This window comes from Pseudomonas sp. A1230 (assembly GCF_044218825.1).
Classification (GTDB): domain Bacteria; phylum Pseudomonadota; class Gammaproteobacteria; order Pseudomonadales; family Pseudomonadaceae; genus Aquipseudomonas; species Aquipseudomonas iridis.
The window spans coordinates 4,617,165-4,639,650 of the sequence record NZ_CP162582.1 but is presented as its reverse complement, the minus strand read 5'-3'; the positions used below and the strand labels follow the sequence as shown (position 1 = coordinate 4,639,650).

Annotated in this window: 19 protein-coding genes; 8 read left to right on the top strand and 11 right to left on the bottom strand. The window is 59.6% G+C overall.

Going from position 1 to position 22,486, the window contains the following annotated elements:
- Positions 1–7: 7 nt before the first annotated feature.
- A complete protein-coding gene (gene proC, locus AB4P97_RS21725) occupies positions 8–826 on the bottom strand; it encodes a pyrroline-5-carboxylate reductase (RefSeq protein ID WP_395601601.1) in 819 nt (272 codons plus the stop codon).
- 23 nt (positions 827–849) lie between these two features.
- Positions 850–1,536: a YggS family pyridoxal phosphate-dependent enzyme gene (locus tag AB4P97_RS21720; protein WP_042561543.1), complete on the bottom strand. Its 687-nt coding sequence runs from the start codon at positions 1,534–1,536 to the stop codon at positions 850–852.
- A gap of 56 nt (positions 1,537–1,592) precedes the next feature.
- Here AB4P97_RS21720 and AB4P97_RS21715 point away from each other — a divergent pair, with 56 nt between their 5' ends.
- Positions 1,593–2,627 (top strand): type IV pilus twitching motility protein PilT, encoded by a 1,035-nt coding sequence (locus AB4P97_RS21715; protein ID WP_007953348.1) that lies wholly within the window; start codon positions 1,593–1,595, stop codon positions 2,625–2,627.
- 110 nt (positions 2,628–2,737) lie between these two features.
- Here AB4P97_RS21715 and AB4P97_RS21710 read toward each other — a convergent pair whose 3' ends face one another.
- Complete coding sequence (locus AB4P97_RS21710) at positions 2,738–3,355, bottom strand: C40 family peptidase (RefSeq protein WP_042561542.1); 618 nt, start codon at positions 3,353–3,355, stop codon at positions 2,738–2,740.
- A gap of 248 nt (positions 3,356–3,603) precedes the next feature.
- On the opposite strand from AB4P97_RS21710, the gene AB4P97_RS21705 reads away from it, so the two are divergent.
- A complete protein-coding gene (locus AB4P97_RS21705) occupies positions 3,604–4,038 on the top strand; it encodes a TM2 domain-containing protein (RefSeq protein WP_150601974.1) in 435 nt (144 codons plus the stop codon).
- Between the two features lie 512 nt (positions 4,039–4,550).
- Here the strand turns inward: AB4P97_RS21705 and AB4P97_RS21700 are convergent.
- From AB4P97_RS21700 to gshB, 8 genes are all read right to left on the bottom strand, one after another.
- Complete coding sequence (locus AB4P97_RS21700; RefSeq protein WP_395601600.1) at positions 4,551–5,537, bottom strand: lipid II-degrading bacteriocin; 987 nt, start codon at positions 5,535–5,537, stop codon at positions 4,551–4,553.
- Between the two features lie 356 nt (positions 5,538–5,893).
- Positions 5,894–7,165, bottom strand: a complete 1,272-nt coding sequence (locus tag AB4P97_RS21695; RefSeq protein ID WP_273878335.1) for a dihydroorotase — start codon at positions 7,163–7,165, stop codon at positions 5,894–5,896.
- A complete protein-coding gene (locus AB4P97_RS21690) occupies positions 7,162–8,166 on the bottom strand; it encodes an aspartate carbamoyltransferase catalytic subunit (RefSeq protein ID WP_007913665.1) in 1,005 nt (334 codons plus the stop codon). Before AB4P97_RS21690 ends, AB4P97_RS21695 begins: the two co-directional genes overlap by 4 nt.
- Before the next feature lie 27 nt (positions 8,167–8,193).
- Complete coding sequence (pyrR, locus tag AB4P97_RS21685) at positions 8,194–8,700, bottom strand: bifunctional pyr operon transcriptional regulator/uracil phosphoribosyltransferase PyrR (protein ID WP_042561538.1); 507 nt, start codon at positions 8,698–8,700, stop codon at positions 8,194–8,196.
- A gap of 82 nt (positions 8,701–8,782) precedes the next feature.
- Entirely contained in the window at positions 8,783–9,220 is a 438-nt protein-coding gene (gene ruvX, locus AB4P97_RS21680; protein ID WP_042561537.1) for a Holliday junction resolvase RuvX, read from the bottom strand.
- Positions 9,220–9,792, bottom strand: a complete 573-nt coding sequence (locus tag AB4P97_RS21675) for a YqgE/AlgH family protein (protein ID WP_395602963.1) — start codon at positions 9,790–9,792, stop codon at positions 9,220–9,222. The genes ruvX and AB4P97_RS21675 overlap by 1 nt, the downstream gene beginning before the upstream one ends.
- 193 nt (positions 9,793–9,985) lie before the next feature.
- Positions 9,986–10,885 carry an energy transducer TonB gene (locus AB4P97_RS21670; protein ID WP_042561535.1) on the bottom strand — a complete coding sequence of 300 codons (900 nt, stop codon included), beginning with the start codon at positions 10,883–10,885 and terminating at the stop codon, positions 9,986–9,988.
- Between the two features lie 153 nt (positions 10,886–11,038).
- A complete protein-coding gene (gene gshB, locus AB4P97_RS21665) occupies positions 11,039–12,010 on the bottom strand; it encodes a glutathione synthase (RefSeq protein WP_395601599.1) in 972 nt (323 codons plus the stop codon).
- Between the two features lie 225 nt (positions 12,011–12,235).
- Here gshB and pilG point away from each other — a divergent pair, with 225 nt between their 5' ends.
- From pilG to AB4P97_RS21635, 6 genes are all read left to right on the top strand, one after another.
- Positions 12,236–12,640: a twitching motility response regulator PilG gene (gene pilG / locus AB4P97_RS21660; RefSeq protein WP_042561533.1), complete on the top strand. Its 405-nt coding sequence runs from the start codon at positions 12,236–12,238 to the stop codon at positions 12,638–12,640.
- Between the two features lie 60 nt (positions 12,641–12,700).
- Entirely contained in the window at positions 12,701–13,066 is a 366-nt protein-coding gene (pilH, locus tag AB4P97_RS21655; RefSeq protein ID WP_042561532.1) for a twitching motility response regulator PilH, read from the top strand.
- A gap of 10 nt (positions 13,067–13,076) precedes the next feature.
- A complete protein-coding gene (locus tag AB4P97_RS21650) occupies positions 13,077–13,616 on the top strand; it encodes a chemotaxis protein CheW (RefSeq protein ID WP_042561531.1) in 540 nt (179 codons plus the stop codon).
- Between the two features lie 154 nt (positions 13,617–13,770).
- Positions 13,771–15,831: a methyl-accepting chemotaxis protein gene (locus tag AB4P97_RS21645; protein ID WP_042561530.1), complete on the top strand. Its 2,061-nt coding sequence runs from the start codon at positions 13,771–13,773 to the stop codon at positions 15,829–15,831.
- Between the two features lie 11 nt (positions 15,832–15,842).
- Positions 15,843–21,755: an Hpt domain-containing protein gene (locus tag AB4P97_RS21640; RefSeq protein WP_395601598.1), complete on the top strand. Its 5,913-nt coding sequence runs from the start codon at positions 15,843–15,845 to the stop codon at positions 21,753–21,755.
- Positions 21,748–22,218: a chemotaxis protein CheW gene (locus AB4P97_RS21635; RefSeq protein ID WP_339474477.1), complete on the top strand. Its 471-nt coding sequence runs from the start codon at positions 21,748–21,750 to the stop codon at positions 22,216–22,218. Before AB4P97_RS21640 ends, AB4P97_RS21635 begins: the two co-directional genes overlap by 8 nt.
- Positions 22,219–22,486: the final 268 nt, after the last annotated feature.

Sequence of the window (22,486 nt, the reverse complement as noted above, 5' to 3'; positions counted from 1 at the left end):
AGGCTCCTTATTTGCCCAGTTGTTCGGCCATTTCGGCCGAGCGGTGCGCGGCGGCGCCGAGTGCTTTTCCCACCAGGGCTTCGAAGCCCCCGGCCTGGAACGATTTGATCGCGGCTTCGGTGGTACCGGCCGGCGAGGTCACGCGACGACGCAGTTCGGCAGCATCGACGTCACTGGCCGCTGCCATGTGCGCGGCGCCCAGTGCGGTTTGCAGGGTCAGTTGTTCAGCGGTTTCTTTCGGCAGCCCGAGTTTGACGCCGGCGGCGGTCATGGCTTCGATCAGCAGGAAGAAGTACGCAGGGCCGGAACCGGATACAGCGGTCACTGCATCGAGTTGTTGTTCTTCATTCAGCCACAGTGCGATGCCGACGGCGGACAGCAGTTCTTCGGCTTGCTGGCGTTGTTCGGCAGTCACTTCGCTGGTGGCGTACAGACCGCTCACGCCCTGACGCAGCAGCGCCGGGGTATTGGGCATGCAGCGTACGATCGGCTGCTCGCCTAGCCATGCAGTCATGCTCGCGCAGGTAATGCCCGCCGCGATGGAGACCACCAGTTGATCGGGCTTGAGGCTCGGGCGAATCGCTTCGCAAACGGCTTTCATCGCCTGTGGTTTGACCGCCAGCACGACAACGTCGACGCCTTCGATGGCCTGAGCGTTGTCGGCGAAAGTTTCAATGCCGTGTTCGGCGCTGACCTTGGCGCGGGTTTCTTCGCCCGGGTCGCTGGCGCGGATGTGTGCAGCTTCCAGACCCTTGGCCCGCAGGCCGCCGATCAAACTGGCGGCCATGTTGCCGGCACCGATGAAGGCAATACGTGTGTTGCTCATGTCAGGTCCTTATCTGGAAAATTTCAAGATTGGGAATAGTCGCGTGCGCCAAACAGGGCGGTACCAATCCGCACCCAAGTGGCGCCTTGGGCAATGGCCGACTCAAGGTCATGGCTCATGCCCATGGAAAGTGTGTCGAGCGGCAGATTCAGGCTGGCCTGCAAACGTTGCACGGCAGCAAACGCGGCGTCTTGTTCGGCGCGATCTTCAGTCGGCTCGGGAATCGCCATCAAGCCGCGCAGCTTAAGGCGTGGCAGGGCGCTGATGGCATTCGCCAGCGCCGGCAGGTCGGCCGGGGTGCAGCCGGACTTGCTGGCTTCACCGCTGACGTTGACCTGAATGCAGATGTTCAGAGGCGGCAGGTCGGCCGGGCGCTGTTCGGACAGGCGCTGGGCAATTTTCAGACGATCCACGGAGTGCACCCATTCGAAATGCTCGGCAATCGCGCGAGTCTTGTTCGATTGAATGGGGCCGATGAAGTGCCAGATCAAGGGCAGGTCGGCCAGTTCGAGCTGTTTGCTCAGGGCCTCTTGCAGATAGTTCTCGCCAAAGTCCCGCAGACCGGCGGCATGAGCTTCGCGCAGCGCCTCGGCAGGTTTGGTTTTGCTCACGGCAAGCAACTGCACGCTGTTTTCAACGCGTCCGGCAGCTGCGGTGGCGGCCTGGATGCGCGAACTAACCTGAAGGATGTTGTCTGCTATCGTGGACATCAAGAGGCGCCGTGGGTCTGAAGGTTCGCGGCATTCTACTGGAATTGAGGAGCGCTATGGATATCACTGAACTGCTGGCCTTCAGCGCCAAACAGGGCGCTTCCGACCTGCACCTGTCGGCCGGTCTGCCGCCGATGATCCGCGTCGATGGCGATGTGCGGCGGATCAATCTGCCGGCACTGGATCACAAGCAAGTGCACGAATTGATCTACGACATCATGAACGACACCCAGCGGGTCGACTTCGAGAAACATCTGGAAACCGACTTTTCCTTCGAAGTCCCCGGCGTGGCGCGCTTTCGGGTCAATGCCTTCAATCAGAATCGTGGCGCGGGTGCCGTGTTCCGCACCATTCCCTCGAAAGTGCTGAGCATGGAAGACCTCGCCATGGGCGACGTCTTCCGCAAGATCACCGATGCTCCGCGCGGGTTGGTGCTGGTCACCGGGCCGACCGGTTCCGGCAAGTCGACCACGCTGGCGGCGATGATCGACTACCTCAACACCCATCGCCACCATCACATCCTGACCATCGAAGACCCGATCGAGTTTGTTCACGAGTCGCGCAAATGCTTGATCAATCAGCGTGAAGTCCACCGCGATACCCGTAGTTTTGCCACGGCTCTGCGTTCAGCGCTGCGTGAAGACCCGGACGTGATTCTGGTGGGCGAGATGCGCGACCTGGAGACCATTCGCCTGGCGTTGACTGCCGCCGAGACCGGGCACCTGGTATTCGGCACGCTGCACACGACGTCTGCCGCGAAAACCATCGACCGTGTGGTGGACGTGTTCCCCGGTGACGAGAAATCCATGGTGCGTTCGATGCTGTCGGAGTCACTGCTGGCAGTGGTCTCGCAGACGTTGATCAAGAAGATCGGCGGCGGGCGGGTGGCGGCGCACGAGATCATGCTGGGAACGTCAGCGATCCGTAACCTGATCCGCGAGGACAAGGTGGCGCAGATGTATTCGGCGATTCAGACCGGTGGGTCGCTGGGGATGCAGACACTGGATATGTGCCTGAAAGATCTGGTGACCAAGGGCTTGATCAGTCGCGAGCATGCGCGGGAGAAGGCGCGTACGCCGGATAACTTTTAAAAGCAAAAGATCGCAGCCTTCGGCAGCTCCTACACAGGTCAGTTCGTCCACATATCGGGGATGAACACAAAATCCTGTAAGAGCTGCCGAAAGCTGCGATCTTTTGACCCTTAGCGCTGAACCACGCGCATCTGGCTTTGCTCTTTCGGTAATACACGCTTGGCAACCACGTAATGTTTCTGCCAATACGGCTTGTTCAGCGTATCGATGCTCACCGACTTGCCACGACGTGGCGCGTGGATAAAGCGGTCGTTGCCCATATAGATGGCAACGTGATTGACCCGACGGCTCTTGAGTTTGAAGAAAATCAGGTCGCCCGGTTTCAAATCCTTGCGGTCGACTTTCTCACCGTGGCCGCTGGCCATGGCATTGGAGGTGCGTGGCAGGTCGAATGTGGCGTCGTTGAACGCGTATTTCACCAGGCCGCTGCAATCAAAGCCTTTACTTGGGCTGCTGCCGCCCCAACGATAAGGAGTACCGAGGACGTTTACGGCGCGGCTCAGGACATTGCTGCTTTCCTTGCTCGCCATCGGCGGTACCAGACTGCTGCGGCTTTTGCTGCTCAGCGTGGTGATTTTGCTTTGTTTGCTTTTGCTCGATGGGGCAGAAGCGTGGGATTTAGGGGTAAAGCCGTTAACGTTAGGAAGACGTTGCTCACGATTGGTGGCGTGGGCGGCCAGTGGCATTAATAGGCAAATAGTTAGCCATGTCTTGAAAAATGGTCGCATTAGGCGTGGCTCTTAAGTGATAGCGCGCAACTTTATAACAGCTTTTTTGTGACTTCCGAGGCCGTTGGTCGATTCAAACGGGAGGCAACGGAACCAAATAAGCGGCAAATTGACGCGATTGTCGGACAGAGGTCCGGTGCTATAAGGCTTTCACGGTAGCGACGGTAACATTTGCCATACGTCGGGTACCTGTAAAAAAGTCACAAAGAATTCAAGAATATTTATCTATCGAGTGCATCGAGGTCTTCATGAACAGCTATCAGCTACCCCGTGTGAAGGAAAAAACCACCCACAGCAAAATCATCGGTTACCTGCTGTGGATCTTCGGATTTACCGGTGCCCACCGCTTTTATTACGGCAAGCCTGTGACCGGGACGATCTGGTTCTTCACCTTCGGTTTGCTGGGAATTGGCTGGCTGATCGACCTGTTTCTGATCCCGGCAATGGATCGCGAAGCAGATCTGCGCTTTGCCGACGGGCCGATCGAGTACAACGTGGCGTGGATTCTGCTGACGTTTCTCGGCGTGCTGGGCGTGCACCGGATGTACCAGGGCAAGTGGATCAGCGGCTTGTTGTACCTGCTGACCGGCGGGTTGTTCTTCATTGGCGTGCTGTATGACTTCTGGACACTGAACGATCAGGTCTCGGTGCGCAACGCACAGAATCGCGGCACTTTTCAGTAATTACTGGATGAGGGAGCTTGCTGGAAAGCCGCAGTGCCTGGCCAGCAAGCCTCTTGATGTGCGTTCGGTTTATTTCAATTGTGCGAGTGTCCTCAGTTGAAAATCCATGAATACGATCGTGCAAGCGCCATACAGAATTGAAATCACAGCATGGTCGGGTACCGCCCAGTAAATAGTTCTGTTCGCGAGAATCAATAGCGATGAAGCTGCAATCAAATATATTGGGATATTAATTAGTAAGCCTGTGTGGTTGCGGGTGGATTTATTTTTTAGGATCACTATTTGTATCATGTGTGCGAGTGTTAGCACTGCCCATATGATTATTATTATGCTGATGGGTAACCCAACTGAGTCCCGATCCATTTGATATTTGTTTAATTCCAGATTATTTATAATTGTGAATATGCCCGTGGCAGATGTGATGGCTAAAAACAACGGGTAGATGTAGCTCGGATGTTTGTAGATTCGATTCATTGGCATTTTCGTGGTTAGCCTCTCAGGAATTCATCGTGTTACGGTGACGGATTATAGCCAACTCCGTTGAGTCGTATTTTTTGTTCGCCGAATATATCGATTTCATAGTGTGTTCCAGAAAATACTCTACCAGCTGTTGTTAATGTTTCAAGAGCGGTCGATCTGTTACTGGCGTCGAAGTCGTAGGTGTCAGCGTAGGCTTTGACGAAACCATCGAAAACCCAAGCGCCTTGATTGTCTCGAGTAAAGTTCCCTTCCATCTTCAACGTTATTCTTCCTAAGTACGCTCCCGTGACTTTACTATCATTGATGGTTGCGTATGGGATCTTGGGGTCAGACAAGTAGTAGGTTCCAGCTTCTTTGGTGCTTCTGATGGTATTGGCCAATAGTGGGAGTTCGTTGGCACTGACGTTCAGGCCGATGTTGTTGATGTTAACTTTCATCCTTTCGCCATTGCCCCAGAGGTAGTGAGCGAAGGCTTTCACCGGGCTAAAGGTGCCTCCGGACAGCTCGGTTGTCTGTATTTCGTAATTCAGATTGTATTGGGAAGTCGATGAAACCTTGATCAGTGCTTCTATGCTGCTGAGTTTTTGCTGTGCGGCAAATGAATCGGCAAGGCTGAAGTTTATTATTTTATTTTTAAAGTAGCCGTGACTGATGATTGCGGCGCTGTTTAGTAAATAATTATCGCTTTCCGTAATCTTCCACAGGTCACGTATGCCGCCAAGAGCATCGTTGTTAATCGCTTTACTCACCATTTGTAACTCATAGGTGAATGCTTTGATTCCAGATTTCATCTCCAGCCAGGCATGGAACATATCCATGTCTGCGGTGGATATTGTTGGCCCGCCACTCAACGGAAGGGAATAGGTTTGACCTTCATTAGTAATGATGGCTTCTCCCGCTCCCTGCCAATCTGCAGTTGCATAGGTTCCCCACCTGAATCCCGTGTCGACCGTAAAGCCGCCAGAATTTCCAGTTGTGCCTCGTGTGACTATTGGGGGTAACGTAAGTCCGTTTTTCATTTGTTCATCCCTGTTTGTGTTTGTCATCCTTCTGATGGATCAATGTTAATTGCTAATCGATAATTTTGTATCTGGAAGCTTTGTAGGCTGTTTCTGATTAGGTTGAAGTTGTTTTCGCGAATTGCGGAGGGGGAGAACTTTCTTTCAGGCGAGTGCGATTTTTCTGACGTTTCTGGACTGGTATTTAGCGGAGATAATTTGAGGAGGGATATGGCTGTGCGGTCTTGCGATCTCGTGCAACTGCTTGTTGTGGGTAAGGTTGATTGAGTAAATCATCCTTTTAATTACGGTTTTGTATAGCCATTAGATGCAGCTCAAGCGATCGCAGCCCCTCGCAGGGCTGCGATCTTTTGCTTTTAGGCCTGGTGGCTGATCCGCCCATCCACCAGCGTATAGCGAACCACACCCGGCAAGCTGTGACCCATGAACGGGCAGTTCTCGCCTCTCGACAGCCAGTGCTCACCGGCCACCGTCGATGCCTTCGGATCGAACAGTACGATATCCGCCGCACCGCCCACCGTCAGTTTGCCCGCCGGCAGTCGCAGTGCCTCGGCGGGGCCGGCGCTCAGGCGAGCCAGCAAGGTCGGCAGATCGAGCAAACCATCCTCAACCAGCGTCATCGCCAGCGGCAGCAGCAGTTCTACGCTGCTGATGCCCGGTTCAGTCGCGCCAAACGGTGCCAGTTTGGCGTCACGCTCATGGGGTTGGTGATGGCTGGAAATCGCCGAGATCACCCCCGACTTCACTGCTTCGCGCAGACCATCGCGGTCAGCGCGGGTGCGCAGCGGTGGCTGCACGTGATAGAGGCTGCTGAAGTCGATCAGCGCTTCGTCGGTCAGAATCAACTGATACAGCGCCACATCCGCCGTCACCTTCAAACCACGGGCCTGAGCCTGAGCGATCAGCGCAACACCGCGAGCACTGGTCAGCTGGCTGAAGTGCGCGCGCACGCCGGTCTGCTCGACCAGCAACAGGTCCCGAGCCAGCGCCACCGTTTCAGCGGTTTCCGGAATCCCCGGCAGGCCGAGGAAACTGGCCACCGCGCCTTCATGGGCCAGGCCACCTTCGGCCAGATCGTGATCCTGCGAGTTGAAGATCACCGTCAGGTCGAATGTCGCCGCGTAATCCAGCGCCCGGCACAGGGTGCGGGTGTTGCGGAAACTCTCCAGTCCGTTGCCGAACGCCACACAACCGGCGTCGCGCAGGGCAACCAGCTCGGCGAGCTGCTCACCGTCCAGACCTTTGCTCAAGGCGCCAATCGGGAACACCTTGGTATTACCGGCCTCGCGGGCGCGGTCGAGGATCAGTTCGGCCACAGCGGAGGTGTCGAGCACCGGTTTGGTTTGCGGTGGGCAGCACAGGCTGGTCACACCGCCGGCCGCTGCGGCGCGGGTTTCGCTGGCGATCGAGCCTTTGCGGCTGTAGCCCGGCTCGCGCAGGGCGACGTTGAGGTCGACCAGGCCCGGAGCGGCCACCAGGCCTGTGGCATCAATGGTTTCCATCGCGCTGAAACCGGCCGGCGCCGCGCCGAGGGCGATGATCTTGCAGGCTTCAATGTGAATGTCGGTGATTTGATCCAGGCCACTGCTTGGATCGATGACGCGTGCGCCGAGAATGCTGAGCTTCACTGGGCGTTCTCCTGCTCGAATTGGCGCTGGGCAGTCTGCCCGCTCATGGCCATGGACAGCACGGCCATACGAATCGCGATGCCGTAGGTGACCTGATTGAGGATCACCGAGTGCGGGCCATCGGCCACCGCCGACTCGATTTCCACCCCACGGTTGATCGGCCCCGGGTGCATGACGATGCAATCGGGTTTGGCCCCGGCCAGGCGCGCGGTGGTCAGGCCGAACAGGCGATAGAACTCGCCTTCGCTCGGCAGCAGGCCGCCGGTCATGCGCTCACGTTGCAGGCGCAGCATGATCACCACGTCGACGTCTTTCAGGCCTTCGGTCATGTCGGTGTAGACCTTGACGCCGTATTGCTCGATGCCGATCGGCAGCAGGGTTTTCGGCGCGATCACGCGGATGTCCGGGCAGCCGAGGGTTTTCAGGGCGAGCATGTTCGAGCGCGCGACCCGCGAGTGCAGGATGTCGCCGACGATGGCCACCGAGAGGTTTTCGAAACCGCCCTTGTGCCGACGGATGGTCAGCATGTCGAGCATGCCTTGCGTTGGGTGCGCGTGACGGCCATCGCCGCCGTTGATGATCGCCACCTGTGGGCAAACATGCTCGGCGATGAAGTGCGCAGCGCCGGAATCACCGTGGCGCACGACGAACATGTCGGCGGCCATCGCTTCCAGGTTGCGCAGGGTGTCGAGCAGGGTTTCACCTTTGCTTGCCGACGAGGTCGACACGTTCAGGGTGATCACGTCCGCCGACAGCCGCTGGGCGGCGAGTTCGAAGGTGGTGCGAGTGCGGGTGGAGTTTTCGAAGAACACGTTGCACACGGTCTTGCCGCGCAACAATGGGACTTTTTTCACCGCCCGGGCGCCGACTTCAAGGAACGAGTCGGCAGTGTCGAGGATTTCCGTCAGCAACTCGCGGCGCAGACCGTCGAGCGAGAGGAAGTGGCGCAGCTGGCCCTGATCATTGAGCTGCAGCGGGCGCTTGGTATCTAGAGGCGTCATCGCGAGGGGGACTCTCAATAGGGCGGATTAAAGGGTGAAATCTTGCAGTTCGAGCGTCAGCGGCTCGGGACCGGACAGCTTCACGCGCTCGTGAGCGGCCAGCGACAGGGTCGCGCCGACCACGTTCGGGCGGATCGGCAGTTCGCCAGCTTCCAGGTCGAGCAGGCATACCAGCGTCACGCTGGCCGGGCGGCCGTAGTCGAACAATTCGTTCATGGCGGCGCGGATGGTGCGCCCGCTCATCAGCACGTCGTCGATCAGCACCAGATGCTGGCCTTCGATCTCGAAGGGCAGGGCAGACGGGCGAACTTGCGGGTGCAGGCCGTTCTGGCTGAAGTCGTCGCGGTAGAAGGAAACATCCAGCGTGCCCAGCGGCGCGTCGCTGCCCAGTTCTTTGAGCAGCGCCTGCGCGACCCAGATGCCGCCGGTACGGATACCGATGTAACGCGGTTCGCTGATGCCGCGTTGAGCAAGGTGCGCCTTGAGGCGGATCGCCATCTGGCTGATCAGATCGGCGGGATTGGGCAGACTCATGGTTGCTCCTTCTTCGACCCGAGCTCCGTCCTGCCGGAGGTGGCTCGAGGTTTTAGCCAAAAGAAAAGCGCCGTAGCGCTTGTCAGGATTCAAATAAAGCAGTGTTTTCATCGAGCCAGCCCTGCAACAGCAGAGCGGCAGCGATGGCGTCCACCGGGTTGTCGCGGTAACTGCCCTTCTGACCGCCACGCGCCAGGCGCTCGCCCTTGGCTTCGAACGTGGTCAGGCGTTCATCGTGGGTATAGAAGGGCAGGTTGTAGCGGCCGTTGAGGCGGCGGGCGAATTTCTCGGCGCGCACGCACATGTCGCTGGGGGTGCCGTCCATGTTCAACGGCAGGCCGACGACGACGGCGTCGGGTTTCCATTCCTTTATAAGCGCTTCGACCTGGTTCCAGTCAGGAACACCGTTCTGCGCTTTCAAGGTGCACAGCTCGCGGGCCTGGCCGGTGATCACCTGGCCGACCGCTACGCCGATCTGTTTGGTGCCGTAGTCGAAGCCGAGAATCAGGCGCAGGGCCATCAGGCGTGCCCTGCCTGGCTGGTCAGCAGGTTGAGGTTGATCCCCAAGTGCCTGGCCGCCGCTTCCAGACGCAGTTCGCTGCGGGTGTTGAACAGGATGTCGACGTCGTACGGGCAGGTCAGCCAGGCGTTGTCGGCCATTTCGGCCTCCAGTTGCCCGGCTTCCCAACCGGCGTAACCCAGCGCGATCAGGCTTTTTGCCGGCCCCATGCCGTCAGCGATGGCGAACAGCACGTCCTGCGAGGTGGACAGTGCCAGGTCGCCCTCAAGCTCGGCGGTGGCCTGGAAGGTCTTGCCCGCCGGGTGCAGGACAAAGCCGCGATCGGTCTGTACCGGCCCGCCGATGAAGATCGGCACGTGCTGGCAGAGGGCCGGCGGATCGATGTCCGGGCGCAATTGCTCGAGGATGTCAGCCAGATTCAGCTCTTGCGGTCGATTGACCACGATCCCCATGGCGCCATTGGCCGTGTGCTCGACGATGTAGGTCAAGGTATGGGCAAAGTTCGGGTCGGCCATGTGTGGCATGGCGATCAGGAATTGATGCTTGAGGTAGCTGGGGCTGACGTTTTTCATGTGCGCTAGTGTGGCGTTCAAGGGGCGAACTGACAAGCTGAGGATGTCTGGGAAATGCTGCAAAAGCCGTGAGCGATGCTGATCTTTGTGGGAGCGGGCTTGCCCGCGATGGCGTCGTGTCAGTCACGATCAATGCCGCATGTGCCGGCCCCATCGCGGGCAAGCCCGCTCCCACAGGGTTCTACGGTGTTCTTTAATTACTTGAGAGCTTGTCGCCCCGGGCGAATTTCCAGGTGCGGATGATTTCCAGTCGGTCGATATCCGACAGATCCCCGGTAAACGGTGCAAACGGCGCCGCCAGTCGCACGATGCGCTGCGCGGCCTGATCCAGTAGCGGCTGGCCGGACGATTCCAGCACCAGCACTTCATACAGCGAGCCGTCGCGGTTGATCGACACCATCAGGCGCAAATTGCCGTAGATCTGCTTGCGCCGTGCTTCCTCGGGGTAGTTGAGGTTGCCGATACGTTCGACCTTCTTGCGCCAGTCGTCTTTGTACCAGGCACCCTTGTCGCGCATGGTCGAGGCAGCGCTCAAACGGTGGATTCGCGGGCGCTTGGCGTACAGCTGTTGTTCCTTGGCCAGCTCGGCTTCAAGGCTGGCGATGTCGCTGGACAGCTGCGAGCTGTCGAACGTCGGCGCGTCGACCGATGGTTTGACTTCGGTTTTGGTTTCTTCTTTCTTGGTCGGCGCCTTTTTCGGCGTCGGCGCAACCGTAGTCACGGCAGCCTTGGGCGCGGCTTCCTGCACTTGCGGCTTGGCGGCCGGTGGCGGCGTGACTTTTTTGACCTGATTGTCTTGGAACGGCGCGATCTCGGTGGTCTTCGGCGTCGCCTTCTTGTCCAGCGTGCCGCTGCCTTCCTGATTTTCCTGAGCGAGAAAGTCAGCTTTTTCGGGCTTCTTTTCGCTCTTGAAGGTGGCGAGGGTAATTTCCAGGGTTTTGCTGATCTGTTTCGGCTCGACCATCGTGAAACCGACGCCGAGCAGCAGCGCCAAATGAATCAGCGCGGCGAGGAATAGGGTAAATCCGAGGCGATCGGCCGGGCGCACGCCACGATGGGCGAGTTCAGCGGGCAGATCGGACGGGAGGGTCATGACAGAAAAACCAACATCGCGTTTTTAAAGGCACGGCATGATAACGCAATGTTGGTTTTTAGCTGCAAGTGACTAGCTTCAAGCGACAAGATGCACAGGGGCAGCTGCAAGCTACTAGTTACAAGCTGCAAGTTAGAAGCTTGTCGCTTGGCTTCAGGCCTGTGGCTTGCGGCTAATAGCTTGCAGCTGCTTTTCAATAGCATCCATGAGCATCCCGCCAATGTCGGTGCCGAAAGCGTTGTCGATTTCACGGATGCAGGTCGGGCTGGTGACGTTGATTTCGGTCAGATGCTCGCCGATCACATCGAGGCCAACGAACAGCAGGCCTTTTTCACGCAAGGTCGGGCCGACTTGAGCGGCGATCCAGCGATCCTTGTCGGTCAACGGACGGGCTTCACCGCGGCCGCCAGCCGCCAGGTTGCCACGGGTTTCGCCCTGGGCCGGAATCCGCGCCAGGCAATAATCCACCGGCTCACCGTCGATCATCAGGATGCGCTTGTCGCCGTCCTTGATCGCCGGCAGATAGGCCTGGCCCATGATCTGCTGGCCGCCGAGGGCGGTCAGGGTTTCCAGAATCACCGACAGGTTCGGATCGCCGGCGCGGTGACGGAAGATCGAAGTGCCGCCCATGCCGTCCAGCGGTTTGAGGATGACGTCGCCGTGTTTCGCGGCAAATTCGCGCAACACATCGGCGCGGCGGCTGACCACGGTTGGCGGCGTGCACTGCGGGAACAGTGTGGCGAACAGCTTTTCGTTGCAGTCGCGCAGGCTCTGCGGCTTGTTGACCACCAGCACGCCGGCGGTTTCGGCCTGTTCAAGCAAGTAGGTGGAGTAGACGAACTCCATGTCGAACGGCGGATCCTTGCGCATCAGGATCACGTCCAGATTGCTCAGCAGGTTGTCCTGCTCGGCGTCCAGTTCGAACCATTTTTCCGGGTTGGCGAAGACTTTCAGCGGCTTCATGCGCGCCCGTGCCTGACCTTCACCTTGATACAGGTCGCGCTGTTCCATATAGAACAGTTCCCAGCCGCGCTTCTGCGCGGCCAGCAGCATGGCCAGCGAGCTATCCTTTTTATAGGAGATGCTGGCGATAGGGTCCATGACAATCCCGACGCGAACGCTCATTGGGTTTTCCTCGAAAATTGGCTACCGGATCGGTATGAAAAAAGTGCCGCCAGAGTGGCGCCGGCAGGGTTTTCGGTCAAGGGAAAACCCGTCGATAGATTGCATCTGGAGACTGTGCTAAAAAGGCTGCCATGCAGTGCCGGCCCTTGAACATCAAGGGTTTCCGGCCATTACTGATAGCAAAACGGACAATTTGATTCGCAAAGGCGACGGTAGAGCCCTCTTATGGAACAGCAGTCCAGCGCCTTGAAGGTCATGGTGATCGACGACTCGAAAACGATTCGCCGTACCGCCGAAACCTTGTTGAAGAATGTCGGTTGCGAAGTCATCACGGCAATCGACGGTTTCGACGCTTTGGCGAAGATCGCCGACAACCACCCCGGGATCATTTTCGTCGACATCATGATGCCGCGTCTGGATGGTTATCAGACCTGCGCTTTAATCAAGAACAACAATGCGTTCAAGGCCACGCCGGTGATCATGCTGTCGTCCCGGGACGGGTTGTTCGACAAGGCCAAGGGGCGGATTGTCGGTTCCGATCAATTTTTGACCAAGCCTTTCAGCAAGGAAGAACTGCTCAGCGCGATCCAGGCCCATGTTCCGGGCTTTGCCGCCGTTTTGCCGCAGTAAGAAAAGCACTGAGACGCTCGGCCAGCGGGCCGGGTGTCGACAAGAAAAATGGGGAAGACCATGGCACGTATCCTGATCGTCGATGATTCGCCGACTGAAATGTACAAACTGACCGGCATGCTCGAAAAGCACGGCCATCAAGTGCTCAAGGCCGAAAACGGCGCCGACGGCGTCGCACTGGCCCGTCAGGAAAAACCCGACGCGGTGCTGATGGACATCGTCATGCCCGGCCTCAATGGTTTTCAGGCGACTCGTCAGTTGACCAAGGATCCGGAAACCGGGCATATCCCGGTAATCATCATCACCACCAAGGATCAGGATACCGACAAGGTCTGGGGCACCCGCCAGGGCGCCAAGGATTACCTGACCAAGCCGGTCGATGAAGACACTCTGATCAAAACCCTGAACAACGTGCTGAACGGTTGATCGCGCAGCCATGAGCGAAACACTGACTGCGTTCGAACTGCTTTGGCAGATCGACCAGCGCTGCCGCTTGTTGGCGGCGGACCTGCCGTCGCAACCCGCGCGCCAGGATCGCTGGAGCGGTATCGGGTTTCGCCTCGGCGAACACTGGTATGTCGCGCCGATGGGCGAAGTCAGCGAGGTGCTGCACGAACCGCGCTTCACCCAACTGCCCGGAGTCAAACCGTGGGTCAAGGGTGTGGCCAACCTGCGTGGGCGCTTGCTGCCGATCATGGACCTGTGCGGTTTCTTCGGGCATGAACTGTCACCGCTACGCAAACAGCGGCGGGTATTGGTGGTCGAGCATGAGGATGTGTTTGCCGGGTTGATGGTCGATGAAGTCATCGGCTTGCAGCACTTCGAACAAGACAGTTTTGAACCGCTGTCGATCAGCAAACGCCAGGGCTCGAAGGCCGAGTTCGTCAAAGGCTATTTCCGGCGCGAGCAGAACTGGCGGGTGTTCAGTTTGTTTGCGCTGGCCAGATCCCCGGTGTTCATGAGCGTCGCGATATAACAGATTCAGCACCGTCCCCTGTGGGAGCGAGCCTGCTCGCGAAGAGGGCGTGTCAGGCAAGATAAATATTGGCTGACCCACCGCTTTCGCGAGCAGGCTCGCTCCCACAGGGATTGCAGCAGGCCTCAAAGGTGTGGGTTAAGGGCGAGGACCGATGACAAAAGCAAAAACAGGCAAGTCAGCAGAGGGATCGCGCAGTCGCTCGCAGATCGTCGTGCTGTTCATTGCATTGATCGTGTTCATCATGCTGTTGTTCGCCAACTTCGCGTACCTCAACACCCAGGCGAATTACGATAAACAGTACATCGGCCATGCCGGTGAGCTGCGCGTGCTCTCGCAACGCATCGCCAAGAACGCCACCGAAGCCGCCGCCGGCAAGGCTGCCGCGTTCAAATTGCTGAGTGACGCCCGCAACGATTTCGCCCAGCGCTGGGGTTATCTGAAAAAAGGCGACCCGGCCACCGGCCTGCCGCCGGCGCCGTCCACCGTGCGCCCGGAAATGCGCGCCGTGCAGCTCGATTGGGAACGCCTGCTGAAAAACACCGACGCCATTCTTTCCAGCGAACAGACCGTGCTGTCGCTGCATCAGGTCGCCGCGACCCTGGCCGAAACCGTGCCGCAGTTGCAGATCGAATACGAAAAAGTCGTCGAAATCCTCCTCCAACGCGGTGCTCCCGCAGCGCAAGTGGCGATGGCCCAGCGTCAGTCGTTGCTGGCTGAACGCATCCTCGGCGCGGTCAACACCGTGCTCGCTGGCGATGAAAACTCGCAACAAGCCGCGGATGCCTTCGGCCGCGATGCCACGCGTTTCGGTCAGGTGCTCAATGGCATGCTCCAGGGCAACCCGGCGCTGAAAATCAGCCAGGTCGAAGACCGCGACGCCCGTGCTCGCTTGAGTGAAATCTCCGAGCTGTTCCAGTTCGTCTCCGGCTCTGTGGATGAAATCCTCGAAACCTCACCGGAGCTGTTCAAGGTCCGTGAGTCGGCCAGCAACATCTTCAGCCTCTCGCAAACCCTGCTCGACGAAGCCTCGCACCTGGCCAACGGTTTCGAAAACCTGGCCGGCGGGCGCAGCACCGACACCATCGGCGGCTACGTGCTCGGCTTGCTGGCGCTGGCCTCGATCATCCTCATCGGTCTGGTGATGGTGCGCGAGACCAATCGGCAACTGCGCGAAACGGCAGAAAAGAACGAGCGCAACCAGAACGCGATCATGCGTTTGCTCGATGAAATCGAAGATCTCGCCGATGGCGACCTGACCGTGACCGCTTCGGTGACCGAAGACTTCACCGGCACCATTGCCGACTCGATCAACTATTCCGTCGACCAACTGCGCGATCTGGTGGCGACCATCAACCTCACCGCCGGCCAGGTCGCCGCCGCTGTGCAGGAAACCCAGGCCACTGCCATGCATCTGGCCCAGGCCTCGGAACATCAGGCCCAGCAGATTTCTGAAGCGTCGACGGCGATCAGCGATATGGCCCAGTCCATCGATCAGGTGTCGGCCAACGCTGCCGAATCCTCGGCGGTGGCCGAGCGTTCCGTGGAAATCGCCAACAAGGGCAACGAGGTGGTGCACAACACCATCCACGGCATGGACAACATTCGCGAACAGATTCAGGACACCGCCAAACGCATCAAGCGTCTCGGTGAGTCGTCTCAGGAAATCGGCGACATCGTCAGCCTGATCGACGACATTGCCGACCAGACCAACATCCTCGCCCTCAACGCCGCCATTCAGGCGTCGATGGCCGGGGATGCCGGGCGCGGATTTGCCGTGGTCGCCGACGAAGTGCAGCGCTTGGCCGAGCGTTCATCTGCCGCTACACGCCAGATCGAAACCCTGGTGCGGGCGATTCAGACCGACACCAACGAAGCCGTCATTTCGATGGAGCAGACCACCACCGAAGTGGTGCGCGGCGCGCGACTGGCGCAGGATGCCGGTGTGGCGCTGGAAGAAATCGAAGGCGTATCCAAGACGCTCGCGGCGCTGATTCAAAGCATCTCCAACGCGGCGCAGCAGCAGACGTCTTCGGCGGGGCAGATTTCCCTGACCATGAACGTGATCCAGCAGATCACGTCGCAGACGTCGTCCGGCTCCACGGCCACCGCCGAAAGCATCGGCAACCTGGCGAAAATGGCCAGTCAGTTGCGCCGTTCGGTGTCCGGTTTCACCTTGCCGGCGGCGTCCGCGTCGGCGACGGATAAAGTGTGATTGGAGCGGTTATGGGTGATCGGCACGATTACGTGGCCCTCGAATGGGTCAAGGGCGAAATTGCCGAAACGCTGAAACAGGCGCATCAGGCGATCGAAGCCGTGCTCGATGATCCGCAGGCCTTTCCCGGGCTCGACGAGTGCCTGAGTTACATCCATCAGGTCCACGGCAGTTTGCAGATGGTCGAGTTCTACGGCGCGGCGTTGCTCGCCGAAGAAATGGAACATCTGGTCGAGGCCCTCCAGCACGAGCGCGTCAGCCATCGCGACGAAGCCCTGCACCTGCTGTTACAAGCCTTGGGGCAACTACCGATTTACCTTGAGCGTGTGCAAAGCGCCCGTCGCGATCTGCCGCTGGTGGTCTTGCCGTTGATCAATGATTTGCGCAGCGCCCGCGGCGAAAGCCTGCTCTCGGAAACCAGCCTGTTCAGCCCGCAACTGCCGGAACTGGCGCCGCTGAGTGAAGAGGCGCTGGCGCTGCTGGAACCGGCCGAACTGCCGAGCGTTCTGCGCAAGTTGCGCCAGACGCTGCAAATGGCGCTGGTCGGGTTGCTGCGTGAACAGGATGATCACACTCACCTCGATTATCTGGCCAAGGTCTTCAGCCGTCTCCAGGCGCTAAGCGGCGATGCGCCGTTGAGTCCGTTGTGGCAAGTAGCATCGGCATTGGTCGAAGGCATGCGTGAGGGTGTGATCGCCAACAGCCCGGCGCTACGCAGCCTGTTCAAGGATGCTGACAAAGAGCTCAAGCGCCTGCTCGAACAAGGCCTGCAAGGGCTCAATCAGCCGCCGCCTGCGGAGCTGCTCAAAAGCCTGTTGTTCTATATCGCCAAAGCCGAAAATCCCACCGGGCAGATGCTGACCATGAAAGATCGCTACTCGCTGGATGATGCTTTGCCCGACAGCGCGATGGTCGACGAAGAGCGCGCGCGCCTGGCCGGTCCCGACCGCGATGCGATGCGCTCGGTGCTCGCGGCACTGTGCGAAGAACTGGTGCGGGTCAAGGAGCGGCTCGACCTGTTCGTGCGCAGCGACCGCCAACATACGTCCGATCTGGAAAGTCTGCTGGCACCACTGCGGCAGATCGCCGATACCCTGGCCGTGCTCGGTTTCGGCCAGCCGCGCAAAGTCATCATCGACCAATTGGCGGTGGTCTTGAGCATCGCCCAAGGCCAGCGTGAACCGAACGACGCGGTTCTGATGGACGTCGCCGGTGCCTTGCTCTACGTCGAAGCGACCCTGGCCGGGATGGTCGGCACTGTCGAGCCGGAGAGCCCGGAAGATTCACGCCTGCCGACCACCGACCTCACGCAGATTCATCAGATCGTGATCAAGGAAGCACGCATCTGCCTGCAACAGGCCAAGGACATGATCGTCGACTACATCGACGCCGATTGGGACCGTCAGCAGCTGCAACCGCTGCCGGCGCTGCTCACTCAGGTGCGTGGGGCGCTGGCGATGATTCCGCTTGCGCGTGCGGCGAGTCTGGTCGAGGCCTGCAACGGTTTTATCCGCGAACATCTGTTGCTCGATCCGCATGAACCGGGTTGGGAGCAGTTGGACAACCTGGCCGATGTCATCAGCAGTCTTGAGTACTATCTGGAACGCTTGACCGACGACCCGCTGGCGCCCGGCGAGCAACTGCTGGATATCGCACAGAAGAGTCTCGCCAGCCTCGGTTTCTTTCCCAGCGAGCAGCCCGGTGAGGTCCATGTACCGGTGCTCGACGACGTGCTCAGTCCCAGCGAAGCACTGGTGATGCAGGACGCGCAGTCGCTGGACGATCCTGAAACTGTACAGTCGCTGGCCGAGGTCCTGGCCAGCCCGGTGTCGGTGCTCAACCCGCCCGCGCGCATCACGCCCGGCAGCCTGATGCCGCCACCGGCGGATGAAGAACCGGTGGATGACGAACTGCGCGAAGTGTTCCTCGAAGAGACCGACGAGGTCCTCGAAGTCCTTCACGAATACTTGCCGCGCTGGTCGGCCAATCCGCAGGATCACGCCGCGCTGACCGAACTGCGCCGCGCCTTCCACACCTTGAAAGGCAGCGGTCGCATGGTGCGTGCGCTGATTCTCGGCGAACTGGCGTGGGCCGTGGAAAACCTGCTCAACCGCGTGCTGGAGCAAAGCGTCGAACCCGGCTCGGTGGTCCAGCAACTGCTGACCGATACGGTGTTGTTGCTGCCGGAGCTGATCAACGAATTCGCCACTAATCGCCAGCGTCAGCGCAGCGATGTCGATCATCTCGCCGCGCGCGCCCATGCCTTGGCCAAGGGCGACGAACCGCTGGCCGCCGAGGACGTTGATGACGTCGCGGCGCTTGATCCATTGCTGCTGGAGATCTTCCGCAACGAAGCCGAAACCCATCTCGCCAGCCTCAACCGCTTTCTCGATCAGGCCGCTGAACACGTGCCGCTGCAAGCCAGCGACGAATTGCAGCGCGCCTTGCACACGCTCAAGGGCAGCGCGTCGATGGCGGGCGTGTTGCCGATTGCCGAACTGGCTGCGCCGCTCGATCAACTGGCCCGAGAGTTCAAGGCGCATCAACTGCCACTCGACCTCGATGAAGTGGAATTGCTCCTCGAAGCCGAGGGCCTGTTCCGTGTCGGATTACGTCAGCTCAAGCATGATCCGCTGGCGCCGATTGTCGGCGCGCAGTCACTGATCAAACGCACCGAAGCGCTGCTCGCCGAGCGTCTGGAATCGATCCTCAATGCGCCGAACACCGGCCTTCGGATCAAGCGTGATCCGCAACTGATCAACAACTTTCTTGCGCAAGGCATGGACATCCTGCTCGACGCCGAAAGCCTCTTGCAGCGCTGGCAGCAACACCCCGGCGAACGGCAGGAATTGAGCGCGCTGCTGGATGAACTGACCACCCTCGGCGAAGGCGCGCACCTGGCGGATCTGCTGCCGGTCGATGTGTTGTGCGAAGCCTTGCTCGATCTGTATGGCGCTGTGGAAGAAAGCAGCCTGGCGGTCAGCGACCGGTTCTTCCACGAAGCGCAAAACGCCCACGAAGCGCTGATCAACATGCTCGACGAGCTGGCCGCGGGCCAGGAAGTCACGCCGCAGCCTGCGCGGATTCGTGCGTTGCACGACTTGCTCGATGAGAGTCTCGATCCCTCGTCCATGGGCCTGATCCGCAGCGACGGCAGCCGCACCTTGAGCATCCGCGAACTGGGCGCCGCGACCGCTGAGCTTGCACAATCCACGTCTATCCCAGCGCCGGACGACGAGATCGTCGACATCTTCCTCGAAGAGGCCGTGGACATTCTCGACAGCGCCGGGCAAGCCTTGCAGCGCTGGTTGAACGACCCGGACAACGCCGCGCCGCTGTCCTCGTTGCAGCGCGATTTGCACACCCTCAAGGGCGGTGCGCGGATGGCTGAAGTCGAAGCCATTGGGGATCTGGCCCAAGAGTTGGAAAGCCTTTACGAAGGCCTGGTTGATCGGCGCCTCAGCCACAGCGAAGCCCTCGGTCGCTTGCTGCACAAGAGCCATGAGCGTTTGGCGCTGCTGCTGGAACAGCTGCAAGACCATCAGCCGCTGAACCCGGCGCAGGATCTGATTGAGGCGATTCGGCAGTTTCGCCAAGGTTCGTCCGCCAGTGTCGAAACGGCGCAACCTGCCGTCGATCACGAAGGTGCCGGTCACGATCCGGAGTTGCTGGAAATCTTCCTCGAAGAAGGTTTCGACATCATCGAAAACTCCGGCGCCGCGCTGCTGCGTTGGCAGGCCGAACCGGGCAATCGCCAGGAAGTGGAAACCCTGCTGCGCGATCTGCACACCCTCAAAGGCGGCGCGCGGATGGTCGAGATCGGCCCGATCGGCGACCTTGCCCATGAGCTGGAATACCTTTACGAAAGTCTCTCCGCCGGCACCTTACAAGCGTCGACCGAGTTGTTCGCATTGGTCCAGCGCGGCCACGACCGACTGGCGCAAATGCTCGATGCCGTGCGCGCCGGGCAACCGTGCCCGCCGGCGGATCGGCTGATCAATGCGATTCGCAATTTCAGTCATCCAGCGGCGCTGGAAACCCCGCCGCCGGTGCCGCTTGCGGTCAAGAGTGAGACCGCGCCACCTGCCGTCGACGCCAGCGCTGACATGGTCAAGGTCTCCGCCGAACTGCTCGACGAACTGGTCAACCTGGCCGGGGAAACCTCGATTTTCCGCGGGCGTATCGAACAGCAAGTCAACGACGCGCAGATAGCGCTCAACGAGATGGAAACCACCATCGAGCGTATGCGCGATCAACTGCGTCGCCTCGACACCGAAACCCAGGGACGGATTCTCAGCCGGCAGCAGGTCGATGCCGAGCGTCTTGGCTATGAAGAATTCGATCCGCTGGAAATGGACCGTCATTCGCAGTTGCAGCAATTGTCGCGAGCGCTGTTCGAATCCGCCTCGGACTTGCTCGACCTCAAGGAAACCCTCGACCGACGCAACCACGACGCCGAGAACCTGCTGCAACAACAGGGACGGATCAACACCGAATTGCAGGAAGGCCTGATGCGTACACGCATGGTGCCTTTCGAACGTCTGTTGCCGCGCCTCAAACGCATCGTCCGTCAGGTGGCTGAAGAGCTGGACAAGGACGTTGCGTTCGTCGTCGGCAATGCCGAAGGCGAGATGGACCGCAACGTCCTTGAACGCATGGTCGCGCCGCTGGAACACATGCTGCGCAACGCCGTCGACCATGGTCTGGAATCTGCCGAGGTACGCCAGGCCTGCGGGAAACCGACGCAAGGACAAATCAGCCTCGACCTGTCGCGCGAGGGTGGCGACATCGTTTTCGACATTCGCGACGATGGCGCGGGTGTGCCGCTGGAAGCCGTGCGGCGCAAGGCGATAAAGCGCGGCTTGCTGGCCCCCAACGCCGAGATCAGCGACCGCGATGTGTTGCAGTTCATCCTTCAGCCGGGGTTTTCCACCGCCGAAAAAATTACCCAGATTTCCGGGCGTGGCGTCGGCATGGACGTGGTTCACGAGGAGGTCCGCCAACTGGGCGGCAGCATGAGCATCGACTCGGTGCCGGGGCAGGGCGTGCACTTCCGCATCCGTTTGCCGTTCACGGTGTCCGTCAATCGCGCGTTGATGGTGCAGTGCGCAGAGGATCAATACGCGATTCCGCTGAACACCATTGAAGGCATCGTCCGTGTCTTGCCGAATGACCTCGAAGGACATTTCCGTCTCGACCCGCCGAGCTATCAGTACGGCGGCCAACGCTATGAGTTGTGCTATCTGGGCGAACTGCTGAAAACCGCGCCACGGCCGAAACTGCTCGGCCAGAATCTGCCATTGCCGGTGCTGCTGGTGCATTACAACGACCGGCACATTGCGGTGCAGGTTGATGCCATGGCGGGTACTCGCGAGATTGTGGTGAAGAGCCTCGGCGCGCAGTTCGCGGCGGTGCAGGGCGTGTCCGGCGCGACGATTCTCGGTGATGGTCGGGTCGTGTTGATTCTTGATTTGCTCGCGCCGATCCGCGCGATGCAGGCGCGCGTTACGCAGCATCCGACGCGCCCGGAAATCGACAGCGAGTCGCAGAAACCGCTGCTGGTGATGGTGGTCGACGACTCGGTGACGGTACGCAAGGTCACCAGCCGTTTGCTTGAGCGCCACGGCATGAACGTACTGACCGCCAAGGATGGCGTCGACGCCATGCTCCTGCTCGAAGAACACATGCCCGACCTGATGCTGCTCGACATCGAAATGCCGCGCATGGACGGTTTCGAAGTGGCGACCCAGGTACGCAACGACGAACGCCTGCAACACCTGCCGATCATCATGATCACCTCGCGCACCGGGCAGAAACACCGCGACCGCGCCATGGCCATCGGCGTCAACGACTACCTCGGCAAGCCGTACCAGGAATCGGTGCTGCTCGAAAGCATTGCCCACTGGAGCAAGAAACATGCATGAGCGCCGGCACAACCCGCGCACCAGCCAACTTACCGGGCTGCTGCTGCCGCTGGCGGATCGCAATTTGATCCTGCCGAACGTGGCAGTCGCGGAGCTGATCGACTATCAGGCCAGCGCCTTCGATCTGGATACGCCACCGTGGTATCTGGGGCGCGTGACGTGGCGCGAGCGGCAGATTCCGTTGTTGAGTTTTGAGTCCGCCTGCGGGCAAAAAATCGTGATTGGCGAGCGGGCGCGGATCGTGATTCTCAATGCGCTGGGCGGGTTGCCGGAGCTGAAGTTCATTGCGCTGCTGGTGCAGGGGATTCCTCGGTCTTACAAACTCGACAGTCAGTTGAGTTACGTCGATGTGCCGTTGTGTGCGCTGGAGCAGGCAGCGGTGCAGGTGGGGGAGCAGGTGGCGAAGGTGCCGGATTTGTTGGCACTTGAGCAGTTGTTGGTGGAGGCGGGGCTTGTCCATTGATCCAGCATTTGTGGTGCTCTGAATGGCCCTATCGCTGGCAAGCCAGCGATGAGGCCAGTCGCGTGGCCAGATGCCGACAGGCAAATCCGCAACTTCTGTAGTGCAATAAACCCTTTCCGGCGCTGATGTTTAAAGACACTCGGTGTTACGCCCGGGAGCCTACAAATCCTTGCGCCGCTGCCTACGCATGCACCAGAATCCGCCGGCTTGTGCGCCCAGGGCTGGCTGCGTAACTTGGATCGGGTCACTGATTCGCAGTGATCGGGTT

Bases quoted from the DNA above. Each gene is read 5' to 3' on its own strand.
- proC (WP_395601601.1), bottom strand. From the start codon at position 826: ATGAGCAACACACGTATTGCCTTCATCGGTGCCGGCAACATGGCCGCC.
- AB4P97_RS21720 (WP_042561543.1), bottom strand. From the start codon at position 1,536: ATGTCCACGATAGCAGACAACATCCTTCAGGTTAGTTCGCGCATCCAG.
- AB4P97_RS21715 (WP_007953348.1), top strand. From the start codon at position 1,593: ATGGATATCACTGAACTGCTGGCCTTCAGCGCCAAACAGGGCGCTTCC.
- AB4P97_RS21710 (WP_042561542.1), bottom strand. From the start codon at position 3,355: ATGCGACCATTTTTCAAGACATGGCTAACTATTTGCCTATTAATGCCA.
- AB4P97_RS21705 (WP_150601974.1), top strand. From the start codon at position 3,604: ATGAACAGCTATCAGCTACCCCGTGTGAAGGAAAAAACCACCCACAGC.
- AB4P97_RS21700 (WP_395601600.1), bottom strand. From the start codon at position 5,537: ATGAAAAACGGACTTACGTTACCCCCAATAGTCACACGAGGCACAACT.
- AB4P97_RS21690 (WP_007913665.1), bottom strand. From the start codon at position 8,166: ATGACGCCTCTAGATACCAAGCGCCCGCTGCAGCTCAATGATCAGGGC.
- pyrR (WP_042561538.1), bottom strand. From the start codon at position 8,700: ATGAGTCTGCCCAATCCCGCCGATCTGATCAGCCAGATGGCGATCCGC.
- ruvX (WP_042561537.1), bottom strand. From the start codon at position 9,220: ATGGCCCTGCGCCTGATTCTCGGCTTCGACTACGGCACCAAACAGATC.
- AB4P97_RS21675 (WP_395602963.1), bottom strand. From the start codon at position 9,792: ATGAAAAACGTCAGCCCCAGCTACCTCAAGCATCAATTCCTGATCGCC.
- AB4P97_RS21670 (WP_042561535.1), bottom strand. From the start codon at position 10,885: ATGACCCTCCCGTCCGATCTGCCCGCTGAACTCGCCCATCGTGGCGTG.
- gshB (WP_395601599.1), bottom strand. From the start codon at position 12,010: ATGAGCGTTCGCGTCGGGATTGTCATGGACCCTATCGCCAGCATCTCC.
- pilG (WP_042561533.1), top strand. From the start codon at position 12,236: ATGGAACAGCAGTCCAGCGCCTTGAAGGTCATGGTGATCGACGACTCG.
- pilH (WP_042561532.1), top strand. From the start codon at position 12,701: ATGGCACGTATCCTGATCGTCGATGATTCGCCGACTGAAATGTACAAA.
- AB4P97_RS21650 (WP_042561531.1), top strand. From the start codon at position 13,077: ATGAGCGAAACACTGACTGCGTTCGAACTGCTTTGGCAGATCGACCAG.
- AB4P97_RS21645 (WP_042561530.1), top strand. From the start codon at position 13,771: ATGACAAAAGCAAAAACAGGCAAGTCAGCAGAGGGATCGCGCAGTCGC.
- AB4P97_RS21640 (WP_395601598.1), top strand. From the start codon at position 15,843: ATGGGTGATCGGCACGATTACGTGGCCCTCGAATGGGTCAAGGGCGAA.
- AB4P97_RS21635 (WP_339474477.1), top strand. From the start codon at position 21,748: ATGCATGAGCGCCGGCACAACCCGCGCACCAGCCAACTTACCGGGCTG.